Raw genomic sequence first — 15221 nt, 5'->3', positions numbered from 1 at the left:
GCTTGCTCGGCGAGCTGGTTCACTTGCCCTAATTCCTAGCCGATTCCGGCTATCGACCGGTCAAATCGGCTAGGAATAGTAACCTCAGTTTTTTTCCTTACTTTGATTTGTCCGCATCAATAACAGAGAACTTGACGGTATAGTAGTTCAGCGTCGCTGTCCCGCCTGTGTTGTCAACTGTGATTGTCGTGCCGGTGTAGGCTGAACCTTCATATATCTTCCATGTACCTTTAGGGACAGATGCCTTTACCGTTCCGTCTGTGCCGGTCATTCTTGCTGTTATCGTTTCGTCTGTACTCAGTTTCAGCGTGAAGCTCTTTCCATGACCGCTCCAACCTGCATCATCTTTTTGGATATTCAGTTTGGCAGTGGCCGTGACGGTGGTGTTCTGCTTAACGCCTGTCACTGTGACGATCTGGTGTTCCGTAATATTGCTGATGGTAAACACTCCGTTGCCATCAAGTGTAAGGGTCTTGTTGTTTGCTTTTACAGTAATAACGGACTGGTTGTATTCCGGAGCCAGCTCCACCTTGAAGCTGTAGCTGCCGTCTCGGTCCACCGGACTGCTGCTGCCGCTCTGTACAGCGGCCGTGTATCCCGTACCGGTAGGCAAGGTTACGTTGAAGCTTGTTTCTATAGGCTTTTCTACGTTCATGATCATTTCGACAGGTTCACTGGCATAGTCCGTTTTCTTATCGCCGTTATACTCCTCATTGAACAGCTTGATGGTGTAACTGCCGTCCGCAAGGGCGGGTACAGTAAACGCGGCTGTGCCGCTTGCTTGGTCGGACAACTTACCGTAATGGGTAATCCTGCCGTTGCTGTCCATAATCACACAAGAAACATATTTGTTTGCGGCGGTTTTTGCATCGCTGTAGGCAATTTCCACTGTATTACCGGGGGCATAGGTATTCCTCTCGATTCCATTGTAGACCTCCTGTGTCACTGTAAGGCTCAGATTGTCTGTATTACGATCCACCATCGTCAATTTAGCCTTACCAACCGATGCAGCCGCAACCGACAGCTCCTGCCCTGCGGTTGCTGGTTTACCACCTTCAGCGGCAGATGTGAAGAGGACGGACGCCAGATTCAAATGGAAAGCAGGGCGAACCGCAAATGCGGAAGTCACAAAGGTAGAGGTAATTTGATTCAATTTGTTGACAATCATCGTACTGTAATTGTTGGCGCCCGCCGACCGGAGCCCCCAACCGGTGTTGTCTTTTCGTAAATCAGTGTTCAAAGAGTTGGCTTCATCCGTGCTCAACGCCCATAATTGATCAGTGGGCTGTGTACCTGCCAGCCCATCCAATAAACGACTAGCCATCACCGACCTCTCCCGTTCATCAATTGCGGTGAATCGAGTCCTTGTTGTTAACTCCGTCCTCAAATTGCTGGTCATATATTGGTTCTGCACACCGGCGGTCGAATTATTAAATTTAGCGTTTTCCCCAAATCCATTGACTGAAAAAAGCGTTATTGCATCGGGAGCAGTCGCAACACCGCTGCCGTTATATCCAACCACATACCACTCGCTGCCCGCAAAATAGATCACAGTGGTGTTGTTTTTTGTACCGTTCACAGTCATCCAAGACCAATCGTTCTCCGTTGCAGAGCCAGATGCCGTCGCTAGAGACTCGCCCGCCAGCGGTCCAACCGTATTTACCGCCGCTGAAACCGGCATCACGCCCAACACCAAAAATATAGACAGTGCCAGCGCCCATATATGCCATGTTAGTTTTCGTTTCATATGTTCATTACCTCCATTGTCGGCGGAGCAGCGCCCCGCCCTACTTTTACCGAAAAGCATCACTTAGTCATAATGTTATAAAGAATCTGCACAAACTGCGCCCTGCTTGCCGAATCGTCCGGCATGATAGTGTCGTTGCTCCCCAGGATGATTCCGGTTTTTACAAATAATTCAACAGCTTTATTGGCATAATCGGCAACATTACCTGCATCCTTGAAGTCCGCCAAGTCTTTGGCTGTAGTAGCGATTGGCAATTCATTCATGCTCTTGAGCGTATTGTATACCAATACGAACAATTCCTGTCTTGTCACCTCTTTGTCGGGTGCAAACCTGTTATCGCCAACGCCTACAGATATTCCCTGCCTCTTTGCCGCCCCAAGGTATCCTGTGTAATAGGTATTCCCTGCATCACTGAAATTGTTATCAGCGTTTGTGTTAGGACTGATGCCAAATGCCCTCATGATCATGACTAATGCTTGTGCTCTGGTTACATTGTCGTTCGAACCAAAGTTCCCGTTGCCTGTTCCAAGGGTGATTCCTCTTGCAGCAGCAAACGTAACTGCATCGTTGTAGTACGCATTCTTTGTTACATCCGCAAAGTCAAGCTTGTTGTATACTACTGCAAACTTTGAGGCATCCACTGTCTTGAATGTCAGTGTTCCGGCTGTCGAATCATATTTGCAATTGGTTACAACCTCTGATTTTCGTACCGCATTGATATTGTAAGCTACAATTGCATTTGGATTTTCACCCGCTTTGAGTACATACGGAATAGTGAATTCCGCTTTACCACCAAGCTGTGATATCTCCTTTTCCTTGTCGGTAACATCAAAGCTCACAACAGGTCTGTCCCCGACCTTCTCCCTGATTTCATCCGTCAATTCTGATGCTTCGACCTTTGCCGCTGTGATTGTAATAATACCTGCTGCCTGTGCGAAAATGCCTTCTACGGCTTTTTTGTCAAAGGTCATGATTCCGAAGGATGTGGAGATGATTAATGTATCTGCTTTACTTTCTACGAATTTTTTCAAAGCTTCCGCCGGTAAACTAATACCTGCTGCCTTGCTGTCTGCAGTCGCACTTACTTCAATTCTGATGGCTGTTACTGTATGATCACCCTGCTTTGCCGCTTCTGCTATTGCCTTTGCGATGGCATCAGCCAGCTGGGTTTCGGATATAGCTGCAACAGCCCTTCCGTTTGTGTCTGTTGTGACCTTTACGGGTATCTTTGTAGTTACCTGACCTTCCTCAACCTTCGTTTCAGACACCGGGTTTGGCGTTGGTGTTGGTGTTGGTGTTGGCGTTGGTGTTGGTGTTGGTGTTGGTGTTGGTGTTGGTGTTGGTGTTGGTGTTGGTGTTGGTGTTGGTGTTGGTGTTGGTGTTGGTGTTGGTGTTGGTGTTGGTGTTGGTGTTGGTTCAGGTTTCAAACCAGTTACCATAACAGTTGCATCCACCTTGCGGTCAAGGGGATTGATTGTGATGGAATCCGTAGTTTGACCGCTTGTACCCGCACCGCTCCATGCGTAGGTATAGGAGTCGGAGCCTTTCCCCACAACGGTGATGACCAGCTCTTTGCCGGCGAGAACCACGGTACCGCTAACGATATTGTTTCCGTCATAGCTTGCACGGATGGTGGAACCGCCAGGAGCTTCTCCTTCCATCCACTTTGCATACAACGTTATATCAGAAGTCACCATGTCCGCTTCAAAATTCCATTTATTTTCCAACCCAACTTCCTTGTACCAACCTTCAAATATATACCCTTCTTTTGTTGGCGCTGCCGGAGCTGTGATTGTGCTGCCGCTCGAAGGAACATCGATATCATCGACCTCACTGCCTCCGTTACTGTTGAAGATAGCCGTGTATGTGTCCGTCTCCAACAAAGCGGTTATAGAAATGATAGACTCCGCAACCTCTTTTCTCCACTTCTCCGTTTCCTCAACGATGTTTTGTTTCCCTACGTAATCGGTTAACGGGACAGGAAATTCAAGAAGGTTTTTTGCCTTTACAACTTCCTTTTTCTTTACCTTTCCCGGCATTTCTTTCTCTACCCTCTGCAACAAATCCCAGAGCAGAGAACAATAATCATAGTCTTCTACACCATCCCTCATCACTTCCCAGCGAATCGAATTTACCGGACCGTTAGGACTCGGGTAAATCTGGGATTCGAGCCCATTTCTATAAAAGAAGGGACCCGTTACTTTCCAGGGATCTTCCTTACCAGCCCACGTAGACCACGCATAAAGAAACCCTGTATAGCCTTTATTTAAAAATCCTTGCCAACTTTGCCAAAATGCCGCTCTCGCATCTACTGCAGGCATATCGATTAAAAAATTAGCCTGCGGATGCAGAGGGTCTGTATGATACCACCACAGCTCTTCGCCTCGTTCCAAAGCCTTTTTTGCCTCTTCAGGGTCATCATTCATTCCAGGAACAGTCCATAAGTCTACCGAACCTACCAGCTTTTCCTTTGGATAAGTGGTAATCATTATTTTCAATTCCGGCACAACAGCTTTCCATTTGGCTGCCAGCTCTTTCACTGCGGGAAATGTCTCTTCCGTAGGTTCATCCGTCAAATAAACATAGGCCATATCCAGCCAGCCCTTTGCCTTTAGGTGTTCAACAAACTTTTTGGCTAATTCCGGATCGGTGTATAGATCTCTGCCAACACTAATAGTATTCAAGCCTTTTTTTAATAAACTCCCCATTTTAGCATCGAACTGAACAAAATTAGTATCCTGTTTCAAGCTTGCAACTGAAGGGTAACGCAATGCTACTCTGGGAGTAATCCTATGTTCGAGGAAATTGTCTATATATGAATCAATCTGCTCAACAGGTATATTTCTAATATCCAAAGCTGTTTTAAGCTTAGGCGTTTCAGGCAGCGAGAAAGACCACACCTTGATGCTCATGGGCAGGGTAACGATTGTCTCTGCGTCAGTCTTTATTGTCAAATTGCCTTCGTAAATACCTTCTTCAACATAGGGGGCAGCATAAACCGTAATCCAAATTGGCGTATTCTGTCCGCCTTTTACATCAAAATTTTTGGTCTCCAATAAGGGATCAGGCCAATAACCTGTACGTATTGTAGGGTCAAAACGAGAACCTAATTCTGTGCGAACATATCCTACAGGATTATAAGTTAGACTTCCTTCAGGTAAAAGAGTCCCCTTTTCATTCTTAAATTCACCAAAAGTAACATAGGAACCGTTAAAATCTTTACCTTTCTCAGGAGAAAGCACGACCTGCACGGCTTCTCGTTCCCTCTTGGCCAAATCAACCGTTACATGTTCTATAACCGGGCTATTTTCCAAATCCACGATATCGTCCAAAAATATTTTCTCTAAACTGGGTACACTCCAAACAACCATATCTGTTTCTTTCGATAAGATAGCGCCGGAAATTTTCCTTTGTTCGGACTCCCCGCCTCCACTGCTATTTCGAGGCCATGCAGGGAATAAAATCGTATCCTCAGCGTATGTACCTACGACCAATGGAATTTCAATATCGGGGGATGGATTTTGCAGGGATTGACCTAACGGTTGTTTTATTCCGCCTTTATATAGACCGGCTTTCAGTAGATAAACCCCATCTTGAGGAGGCGTCCAAGTCCAATTAATCGTAGCCGGGGTTTCATTACTGAGGTTCACGTTAAATTTATCAGGCGCGGTAAATGTATAACCGTCAGGACCTGTTATTTCGACCCCAATTTCCGCATCGCCTATAGCCTCAACTGAACTTAATGCAATGTCAAGGGTGTTTTCTTTCCCTACCTCCAATTCCTTCCACTTCTTTATACCAACGGTAACTTCCGGCGATGCATAGGCAAGGTCATTTTCTTTTTGCAAAGGCACTACATTCGTATAAAAGGTGGTATCCCAACTTTCACCGGGTGCCAAGTCAATTGTCGTATACAGCCATTCTTGCGTCGTATATCCGGCAGAACGACCCAACCACGTGTAATTCATGGCAAGTTTACTGTAATCCGCAATAAAAGAAATACTTATGCCATTTTTTTCGTCTATTGCTCCAAGCCAATTACGAGTGGGCGGCTTAGATAAACTCGGAGCATTTTTAAATAAGCCTTCCTTATTCGTTGGGAAATAATAATTTGCTGCGTCTGTTTTACCTGGGATCACGTTATTCCAAAGCCACGGCGTGATAGAGAAATTTTTACTCCCATTATTAGTAATTTCCCACTTCGTCTCTATTGAAGAGCTCCCTTTGCGTAGCGTGATGTATTTCTTTGTCTCTACCCCTTTACTTTTTTCGGAGGGTATCGATTTAACCAAAGCGGTAACCTTATCCTCAGTATTTACAACTATTTCCGCTTCGTACGTCAACTCAGCCCATAAATCTGAAATCGGCGGTATCCGTTCCCTTAACAACCCTCCTCGGTCCGCATTTACCATACCGGTTAAGTCAAGCCCGGTAGGCTTATAGATAAGACTTGAAATAACTCCGCCCTTGTTTACCCCACCCTCTTTGCCATGGGAAACAATCTTAAGTTTTAGATATTCATTCTCCAGGAATATTGCACTTTCTTCTTCGATCGCTGTTGCAGCGAATGCCATTTGCGGTAAACAAGCCACAAATATCACTAAGCACAGAAATCGTGACAATCCTTTAACAAATGCCTTTGGCATAATATTTCCTCCATCGTACTGATTTTCAAATTCATACTTTACATACGACCAATCATCATTATGCTCCGATCGTTGTTTTCACCTTCCATGTAGCAGCCAAATGATGCGTGTCCGTACAAATCCATTCAAATGGCTGTCCGGGAACCGGATTTTTCAGGCGAAACACGTCGTTCAAGAGCCCTGGAACCGAGCGTCCAATAGGCGTACTGTTCCCCAGTATCGTTCGTCCTCCGGCATAAACGTTGTTTTTCAGCCCGTATGTCGTCTTCAGCACATTATACGATTCATCTATCATTACATTCGACGTGGTCAATTTGCTGGTGGGCAGGCTGCTCACTATTTGGAGCAAAGTCGCAGGATTTATCGCCTCAATCCCGTCCAGCACAACATTGAAGTCGTAGCCATACCCGGAAAGCCCGAGATTAAAGCTCGTATTGGCTTCCAGTCTTGAGTTCTTGACGGTAATATTGCCGCCCTGCTTCATATGCACACCAAAATCGAAAACGCTCGACACTGAACAGCCGTCCATAATAATCCGGTTGTTTGATTGAAGCAGATCGGCTTCCATATAAACGGCGAACAACGTATCGGTTGGAACCACACTGGCAGCCGCTTTAAAGTCGCAGTTGAGCAATTTTAACGTTTGGTTCGTACGGCCGTATGGATAAACATTCATGCAGGCGATTTCGTGGTCTCCTGCCACCCACGTCCCGCTAGGGTCCGAAGAAGCATCGTCCGCGTAGAACGTGCAATTTTCAAACGTAACATCATGCGGAGCAAACAACCGGTTGGCTGTACCGGTTCTGACGCCGACATGAAAGACGGAATCGGATATTTTCACCATGGAATCGAGTGCATACAAATTAAACGGCGGGCTGTTGCATATGATTTTCGAGCCAATAAACGTTGAGCCGCCTCTAATCGCGATATCGAAATCGCCAGCCAAATAAATATTGTCCATCGTGATCTCGGTCCGCATCGATGATCCGTAGCCGACGCTGTCTACCTCGATGTCGATACCGGTTGGGTGCACATCGCCGTATGCTTTCAAATTCGTCACCTGGACATCCGAATACCCACCTGTAACGACCACAGAGCCGCGAAAGCAGTTTTCTGACGTACAGTTGGATATTTTCACCGACGTATTTTTCCAGACGCTGACCGCATCCGCCACGCATTCTTTGAAGAGACAATCTTCGATAATGACGCGCAGCTTTCCCTTTTCCGCAGGATGTCCGCTCAGAAACACCAGATGCGCTTGCTCCAATTCGTAATTGGTGTAGCTTCCCTGATTTGCCCGGTTCCCGTCGAGCGTGAGTCCCCTGATGATTAGAGGAGCCGAATCCTCCGGACCTCTGTAGCCCTGGTACGTGCCGTAGTAAGTCGTAAACGTCCGTGTCCATTTGGTTTGATTGGGGAGCCGTTTGATTGTTGCCCCATATCCGTCGATGGTTAAGCCGTGCTGGATGTTCAACATCGAGACCATATACGTCATTCCCGGCGGGAAATAGACGATACCGCCCCCGGCGGCGATAGCCGAATTGATCGCATTCTGAATAGTAGCCGTGTCGTCCGTTACTCCGTCGCCAACCGCTCCATATTGCATCACATCAAAGATCATTTTATTCTCATCCCTTTCTAATGTTTGCCTTATCGATATTTTTGCAAAACGGTGCCTTGCCCCGCAAAAATGTGATAAGAGCCTGCCGTGATCGAACCATGAAAGGTGAGCGTAATTCCGGCATCCGGAGCCCACTTCGCTCCTCTGTCCATCACGAAGTGAACATTCGACGGTACAGCAAGATCGCTTGCGATCCGATACATGCCTTTCGGTACGTAAAGAGTCGCCTCTTCCAGGGAAACAAGCTGCAAAAACCCTCGCAGTGCCGGCGCATCGTCGGCCGCCCCGTCTCCCTTCAGCCCCAGTCTCTTAACATGACGCCAGTCCAGCTCGGCAAACGGCCGGGGTTTCAGTCTGTCCTCTTCGTTGTACACGCGATTCGTGACCGTTTCTTCCATGCCTAAAACAGGGGCGGCATTTAGCACCCCCTTGACTGCAACGACCGTGCCTGCGATTCCAATTGCGGCCAGAAGCTTTCTTCTGCTGATACGCGTTTGGTTTTCCATGTAACCTCTCCTCCTTATTTGGATTTTTGAGACAAAAATTGCTGGTAAGCTTGATTAGTTGCTTCCTCCGCCTCTCGCAGCGCGGTATTCACATCTTTTTCACTTGTAACGACAGAAGTGAAAGCCGTTAAAAGCTGCCCTTCAGCGATTCTCTTCAGATTGGAATCCATAGCTGGCGCCGGCTGTGATCCAACTCCTCGAAGATCGCTCATTTCCGGAAGGCTTACTACGTCCCAATTGAGATTCAATTTCGGAAGATTGAACGTGCCATAGGCGTTGGTGGCAATCAGCATGGCGGCAGTCCCTTGCTCGAACAATTTGAGTTGTTCGCCGCTTGCCATCATTTCCTTCGTAGGGTCATAGCCTGGAACCGTAAACAAAGGCACGATCGTCTCAAAATAGCGCTTCCATTGATCCGTAGAGATAGCAACCTTTCCTGTTTTCGGATCGGCATATCCCTGTCGCTCCGAACGACGCCATTTCGTTCACAAGTGCTCTTCTTCCTGCTTTCATCTAAAAAAGCCCTTACAGAATAATGGAATGCGCTTACAACATCAAAGTTAACATCAAACCGGAATGGTTGCTTCTTGTATATTGCCGTGTTTGCCTGTCATTTGTTATTCCAGATTGACTTGCTCGAACGAATAGGAATGTGAGATACTCCGGAACATGCGAAAGCGGCTGCCGTGCTCTCCACCTTAGTGGGGCTCACGACAACCGCTATCCGAGTTTTGGCTTTCCTAGTATTTGCGAAACTGTTCCGGTGTTACGCCAACCAGCCGTTTGAACGCCGTTGAAAAATTGGGAGGATGGTTAAACCCGACTTTGTAGCAAACTTCCGTAACCGTTAGATTTCTGTCCGACATGAACAGCAGCTTGGCTTCCTTGATCCTCTGCTTATTGATATACTCAAAAACGGTCAAGCTTGTCAGTTCCTTGAAAATTCTGGTCAAATAAAATTTGCTCAGATGCACCCCTTCCGCCAGCTCATCCAGCGTCAAGTCATTCATATAATGCTCTTCAATATACGTAACCGTCTTCCTGACGTGCATTTCTTTATGAACAGGAACGCTTCCCTTTTCCTCCATCGGTGTCAGACTGCAATCGTAAACAAACAACAAGAGCTCCAGGAATACAGCTCGCAAACGGTTATAGGAGGTTAAATCGGGAGAACCAACGTAATAGAAGCGTCTAATATTCAACAGAAGCAGTTCGATCTCCTGTCGTTGGCTCTGTTCAAGATGCCATCGATAATATTGGAAATCCCTGAACGGTTTCAATACATCGACGGAATCCGGAAGTGTTGTAAGAGGCTTCACATCCGCTTCGCTAAAGCGTATGTCGGTTCGGATACAGCTATCCTTCATCATCGGCCCATGCAGGCTTAACCCGTTCATGATGATTAGATCGCCTTCCGTCAACGTAAAACTGTGAACTCCGACAAAATAGTTGCACCAGCCGCTGTGAATGTAGATCAACTCGTACTCAGGATGCGAGTGCAAAAATCGCACGATGCGCTCCGCCATTCGATAAGCGAAAAATTCGATAATAGATTGGGGCGTATGCACGAAACTCCCTCCTAATACTATTAGCATCCTATACATCTATCGGTAGTTTGATCTTATTCGTGGAGATCGTTCTTTGTCAACCCGGAATCGTTCTGCAAATGGAGACGCCTGACCGAACTGCTTTTTCGTAAAGCTGATCAACTAAAGTTTGCCAGCCATCTTGAATATAGACAATGCTATTCTTTTTGGTCGTGCGTGCTATAGAACGTAGAGCGGGGCCAGCCAATTGGTGATCTATGGCTTGTGCGTACGAATTTGTCCTTAACATTGCATAAATGATATGACGAGTCATCGGATCGCTAAATTTTTGTTCAACCCAACTCCACAGACTGATCGCCGGCACTGAATCGGCATCGAATTTTGTCAACGTTTTAAAAAACTTTATAAACTCCATCTTACCTGACCAGCTCAGTTTTCGAGAGAACAAAAAATTATACATATGGGATACCTTATTGTTCCATAGAAAGGATACGTTAGTCCCGGGAGATCCTCCTTCCATTCTTATACCTAAATCTTGAAAGATTTCATGCAATGCCCCTCCCTTGATTATTGCATGCGAGCCAAGATCGAAGATAGCCCCGTTTCTCTTGACAGATATTGCCCGACCGCCAAGCTGGCTGGACTTCTCGAAAAGGACAACGGACTTACCTGCCTGAGCCAACTCAATCGATGCCACCAAACCCGTAATGCCTCCACCAATGATTGCCACATCAAACTGTTTCATGCAACATACCTTCCTTCGCTGTTTATTCATTCATAAACTAAGATGGAGAATGTTGTGGATCTGTGACATGATTCGTTAATCATTTTTTGGGAAGCCTTCGTACTTCGGATATACATCAGTTTAGAAAAGGCAATTTTGAGAATCCTGCCCGTTAGCTTAGCGAACAAAAGGGATCAGCTAGCTGCCTGGCAGTAAGCTGATCCCTTTTGAAGTAACGTGTCCCGATAGCGCAGCCAGATCGGTCATCTTCTTTGCTTTGTTACGATTTATTCCGTTTCGCTTCAGTTGACTTCATAAAATTGCTTAAGAGCAACATCTTGGTTCATGAAATTATTCTTTTTGATTTCTAAATCATTTACCCATTGGAGCAATAAATCTTCATCGGAGTTCTATTTATTAATCCAAAATGACATAAATGCACCAGAAAAGGATCGTATAAAATCTTCAATATTAACAAAATGATTTTCCAAATTGAGCTTAGAATCAGATGATGGATGATTTACAACAACTCCTTGTAACTTTCCATTTTCTTTAACTGCCCCAGTAACAACTATCAAATGACCGCCCGTTGGAATAACTTCACCTTTACTATTAATTTTCCCGCCATTAAAACCGACAGTAACCGATGTTATACAGGGTCTATCCCTTTCTATTTCTGATAGAACATCAATTACAGTGCTACGTCTAAATGTCTGACCAGATATCGAATAATCTTTAGCCAGTTTAATTAAGCCTGCATGAATCCATCCTCGATCACAATATGCTCCCATTTCTAAACCCTTATTAACTAATTCTCCATATGCTTCACTTAGTTTAAAACCACGATAAATCTGAAAGCCATCAATCACCATTTTAGTGGATGCAATCCCACAACCACGCCCTTGCCAGTGTTCAGCCTCTTGTTTACTCTTAAATCCTTGTAGAGTTACATCATTAAAATCAACTTGCTGAGTGTAAAATGGAATAGGATAAGGCTACCGATCCATGCCGGCAGCCTCGTCCTGGTTTCTTATTCCGTGATCCTGGGCCAGGTTAATAGTTTACTCTCATTAGATTAGATCTTTATATACAAATTCTCTATACTTTATAAATCCATTCTTTTCATAAAATTGTTTGGCAATTTCATTATCTGTCCAATAATCGAGTTCTATTTTTTCAATGCCCTGTTCTTTTGCAATTTCATAAATTTTATTCATAAGCCCTTTCCCTAAGCCTTTATTTTGAGCCTCTTTAACAATTGAAATATGATGCACAAATACGGATTTATACGGCTTTATGAATGGATTACTTAAGTATTGTCTTATCTCAATCCAAGAGTAACCCAGGCATTTATCTTCTTCTGTCAACAAGAGAAATATATGTTCTGGTTTATTCATGATCTGATTGAAAAAGTCATTCATGATTTCATAGTTATACTCTTTAAAGTGATCCGGATATAGAGTTACATGCAAATCATGTATCTCTTTATTTAAGAGACTAATGATTTCATGATCGGTTGTCTGTATGATTTCCATCTTGTTACCCCACCCATTTATTCCCAAACTATCCATAATTGCATTATTCACCATAGCCTGCTGTTGCGGTTACATCTGTCAGATGTAAGTCAACAATTGATCAGCGTTTCGTCTCATATCCTCTGTTCGTTCCCTAAAAGCGCTGTAGGCGATATGGTCGAGCCCGATGTGGATGAGGTAGCAGAGAAGGCGTTCCTTCATCTGTGCGGGCGAGCCTCCGTGCTTTTCCCAGTGGCGGTCTAGCATTTCCTGCAAGTCAATCCCCTGCCATTGCGGAAACCAAGGCCACCAATAAAGAAAACAAGCATGATCGTAGAGAGGGTCGCCATAGAACGCATTACCCCAATCGAACACCCCGGTTAGCTTCCCATTGTCCACCAGAACATTTCGGTTCAAGAGATCGTTATGGACGATACCCCGGCACTCCGGAAGCTGCGGTACCAGCTGGCGAAGCTTCACTACTCCGGCGTCAAAGATATTTGTCTCCCGTGGGGAGGCGTCAAGCCGTTCGCGCCAGCCTTTAAGACGATCTCTGGGCTCGGCCACCGAAAGAAGCTCGGCTCCCCAGCTTGGACCTGTCCCTTCCGGACGCCAAAGTCCAACTTCCTGTGTGTCAGTGAGATCGAACTTCTGAAGTTCGTAGAGAGCATCGAACAGTTGTGGAAGAACAATCCGCAGCTCCGGCCCGTCAAGCTCATCGAGATGCTTTTCTCCTAGAACTCGCTCGGATACGGCGAAGAAGCCGCTCTCCGTCTCACCCACCTCTATAACCTTTGGAATCGGCAGGGCGGCCATGGAATATGCTCCCATTACACGATCCTTCTCGAAGTCGTCCAGATATGCACCGAAGCGAATAACCATCTCACGCCCATCAAGCATGAATGAGTAGGCTCTCGACCAATCACCAGATCCGAGGGGCGCAAGATATTGGGCACGATTACCGAAGTGGGCCTTCACAAAACGATTCGCTGTTTGCTTGAAATCCTCCACAGTAATTCCTCCTTGTGATAAGGATATTTACACATTTCTATTTGAATAGGATATCGTACCCGTTTGTTCAATGGATCAATCCACAGGTTTTAATACTGCATTACTTCTTCGGATAGCCCCATGTTTCACCTTCCTTACATTCCACATAGCTGATCCCGAGAGGCGATTGATATTCCATACGCATGTCAATGCTTAACTGGTCAAGTTTAAAAGTTCATCGCGAAGTTGCTGATAAGTTTCATTCCACCCCATCTTCGCATAGAAACGTAATCCGACTAAACCATTGTAATATTTCGCACCAATTAATCTTTCCTTAAAATCAGGAATGGTAGTACCTGTTTGTTGTTGATATTTCTGATATTCTTGGATCACATCTAGTTTCTTCATATGCCAATCTAATACTGCAAGATCGACAAGAAAATCTCCATATTTACCATTGCTGTCAATAATGCCGGTAATACATTGTCCATCCGATAAAATATTCCATTGATGAAAGTCGCCATGGATAAAATAGCGATGTGGTTCATTATAGTTGGAGTAAGCCAATAAACGATTATAACATTCATCGAACACATCTTTCTCTAGACAGGAGGTTTCGAATAAGCTGTACCATCCATCCCAGAAGGACCCAGCAGTATCTTCAGCAAAAGAAGAAACTACATGTTCCTTCCAAGTATTGTATGCACCATTCCCATATGAATCTATCTTTCCATAACCGTTTGTTTGTCCTAAATCAACATGGTTCATTAGTGTTAAAATCTGAACAAGCTCTGGACGCATGCGGAGTTGCTGCTCAGGAGAGCAGCTTGCTAGATTGTGTCCGCTGATTTTCTCTGAAATCAAATAGTTCAATGATTTAAAGTTCCCTAGCCCGAGACAAGAAGGAAATGGGATACCCTGTGACGATAGTAGGGTTGCAATAAAGCGTTCAGTTTCATATACTCCATTTAAATCGCTGAATTTAATGACGTATTCCTTCTGAGAATACGAGAAGGAGAAGACAGAGGATAAATTCCCCCCTTTCAATTGCGTTACTCCAGATACATCTGTACCAAAATAATTACTCAACACAACTTCTACTTCCGGAATTTCTAATTTTGGTTTTTCGTACACAGTCATCTAACCTCACACCTATCCCATTAGAATGAACAATAGCATTATTTTACCATTCAGATATTACTAGTGGTCGGTATTAAACTGTTATAGAAGTTAATTCGCGAATCTACCCTTAAGTACATCCTATGAAGCCTGTAATTACCACACTAGACTCCCGTTACTTCAGCGAACAAAAAGGGATCAGCTAACTGCGACAGCAGTGAGTGATCCCTTTCAAGTAACGTACGCTAGACTTTTAATATCCTGAGCAACTTCAGACATATCGTTGTTGAACTGATGTCCGCGCCCATCGAACTCGCGAATGACTGCCTTGGGAAGCTTTTCTGCGTACATTGTCAGGTGGTCAAATGGCACCCATACATCGTCGCGACTATGATAAAAGAATATTCGTTGAATCCTGGAGAGCTTCGTTGCAAAATCTTCAGAAAGTGCATACTCACCCACTTCCCAATCCTCAGCTCCCCAATAGGGAGACGCGATAAGGAAAACTCCTGCAATAGGCTTTGTGAGTTCTTCTTCAGAAAGATACTTTAGTAAAAATGAAGCGCCCAAAGAATGTCCGACAACTATTACTTCTCCGTCTTGTGTAGTGAGATCTTGGATAATCTGATCTTTCCATGCCTCATACTCAGGCCTTCCCTCGTCAGGCATCCTCGGATACAATACATCGTAATCCGAACCTAGTGAATCCTGCAGATGCATAGCTAATTTTTCATCTGCTTCGTATGCTCCTTGTCCGCCACCTTGGATGAAAAGTACGCGTTCTTTCATAGTTCACTTCCTTCCATT

At 45.1% G+C, this 15221-nt stretch carries 12 protein-coding genes; all 12 read right to left on the bottom strand.

What is annotated here, in order from left to right; genetic code table 11:
* Nucleotides 1–97: 97 nt before the first annotated feature.
* The 12 genes from AC58QD_RS20160 to AC58QD_RS20105 all read right to left on the bottom strand — a co-directional run bounded on the left by AC58QD_RS20160 (nucleotide 98) and on the right by AC58QD_RS20105 (nucleotide 15203).
* Nucleotides 98–1747 carry a hypothetical protein gene (locus AC58QD_RS20160; RefSeq protein WP_497336568.1) on the bottom strand — a complete coding sequence of 550 codons (1650 nt, stop codon included), beginning with the start codon at nucleotides 1745–1747 and terminating at the stop codon, nucleotides 98–100.
* A 59-nt stretch (nucleotides 1748–1806) separates the two neighbouring features.
* Nucleotides 1807–6393 (bottom strand): S-layer homology domain-containing protein, encoded by a 4587-nt coding sequence (locus AC58QD_RS20155; protein WP_497336566.1) that lies wholly within the window; start codon nucleotides 6391–6393, stop codon nucleotides 1807–1809.
* A 58-nt stretch (nucleotides 6394–6451) separates the two neighbouring features.
* Complete coding sequence (locus tag AC58QD_RS20150; RefSeq protein WP_497336564.1) at nucleotides 6452–8014, bottom strand: glycosyl hydrolase family 28-related protein; 1563 nt, start codon at nucleotides 8012–8014, stop codon at nucleotides 6452–6454.
* 29 nt (nucleotides 8015–8043) lie between these two features.
* Entirely contained in the window at nucleotides 8044–8520 is a 477-nt protein-coding gene (locus tag AC58QD_RS20145; RefSeq protein WP_497336562.1) for a glycosyl hydrolase family 28-related protein, read from the bottom strand.
* Between the two features lie 14 nt (nucleotides 8521–8534).
* Nucleotides 8535–8906, bottom strand: coding sequence for a hypothetical protein (locus AC58QD_RS20140; RefSeq protein ID WP_497336560.1), 372 nt, complete (start codon nucleotides 8904–8906; stop codon nucleotides 8535–8537).
* 354 nt (nucleotides 8907–9260) lie between these two features.
* Nucleotides 9261–10088 (bottom strand): AraC family transcriptional regulator, encoded by an 828-nt coding sequence (locus AC58QD_RS20135; RefSeq protein WP_497336558.1) that lies wholly within the window; start codon nucleotides 10086–10088, stop codon nucleotides 9261–9263.
* A 76-nt stretch (nucleotides 10089–10164) separates the two neighbouring features.
* A complete protein-coding gene (locus tag AC58QD_RS20130) occupies nucleotides 10165–10812 on the bottom strand; it encodes a phytoene desaturase family protein (RefSeq protein ID WP_497336556.1) in 648 nt (215 codons plus the stop codon).
* 389 nt (nucleotides 10813–11201) lie between these two features.
* The gene (locus AC58QD_RS20125; RefSeq protein ID WP_497336736.1) at nucleotides 11202–11777 is read right to left on the bottom strand and encodes a C39 family peptidase; all 576 of its coding nucleotides are present in this window, start codon (nucleotides 11775–11777) and stop codon (nucleotides 11202–11204) included.
* Nucleotides 11778–11861: 84 nt separating this feature from the next.
* Nucleotides 11862–12326 (bottom strand): GNAT family N-acetyltransferase, encoded by a 465-nt coding sequence (locus AC58QD_RS20120; RefSeq protein ID WP_497336554.1) that lies wholly within the window; start codon nucleotides 12324–12326, stop codon nucleotides 11862–11864.
* Nucleotides 12327–12404: 78 nt separating this feature from the next.
* Nucleotides 12405–13316, bottom strand: coding sequence for a phosphotransferase family protein (locus AC58QD_RS20115; protein WP_497336552.1), 912 nt, complete (start codon nucleotides 13314–13316; stop codon nucleotides 12405–12407).
* A gap of 192 nt (nucleotides 13317–13508) precedes the next feature.
* Complete coding sequence (locus AC58QD_RS20110) at nucleotides 13509–14435, bottom strand: phosphotransferase family protein (RefSeq protein ID WP_497336550.1); 927 nt, start codon at nucleotides 14433–14435, stop codon at nucleotides 13509–13511.
* Nucleotides 14436–14645: 210 nt separating this feature from the next.
* Nucleotides 14646–15203 carry an RBBP9/YdeN family alpha/beta hydrolase gene (locus AC58QD_RS20105; protein WP_497336548.1) on the bottom strand — a complete coding sequence of 186 codons (558 nt, stop codon included), beginning with the start codon at nucleotides 15201–15203 and terminating at the stop codon, nucleotides 14646–14648.
* Nucleotides 15204–15221: the final 18 nt, after the last annotated feature.

The organism is Paenibacillus sp. J2R1T-4, assembly GCF_059692235.1.
The sequence above is the reverse complement of the archived record's forward strand: the minus strand, read 5'-3'. Positions and strand labels throughout refer to the sequence as shown.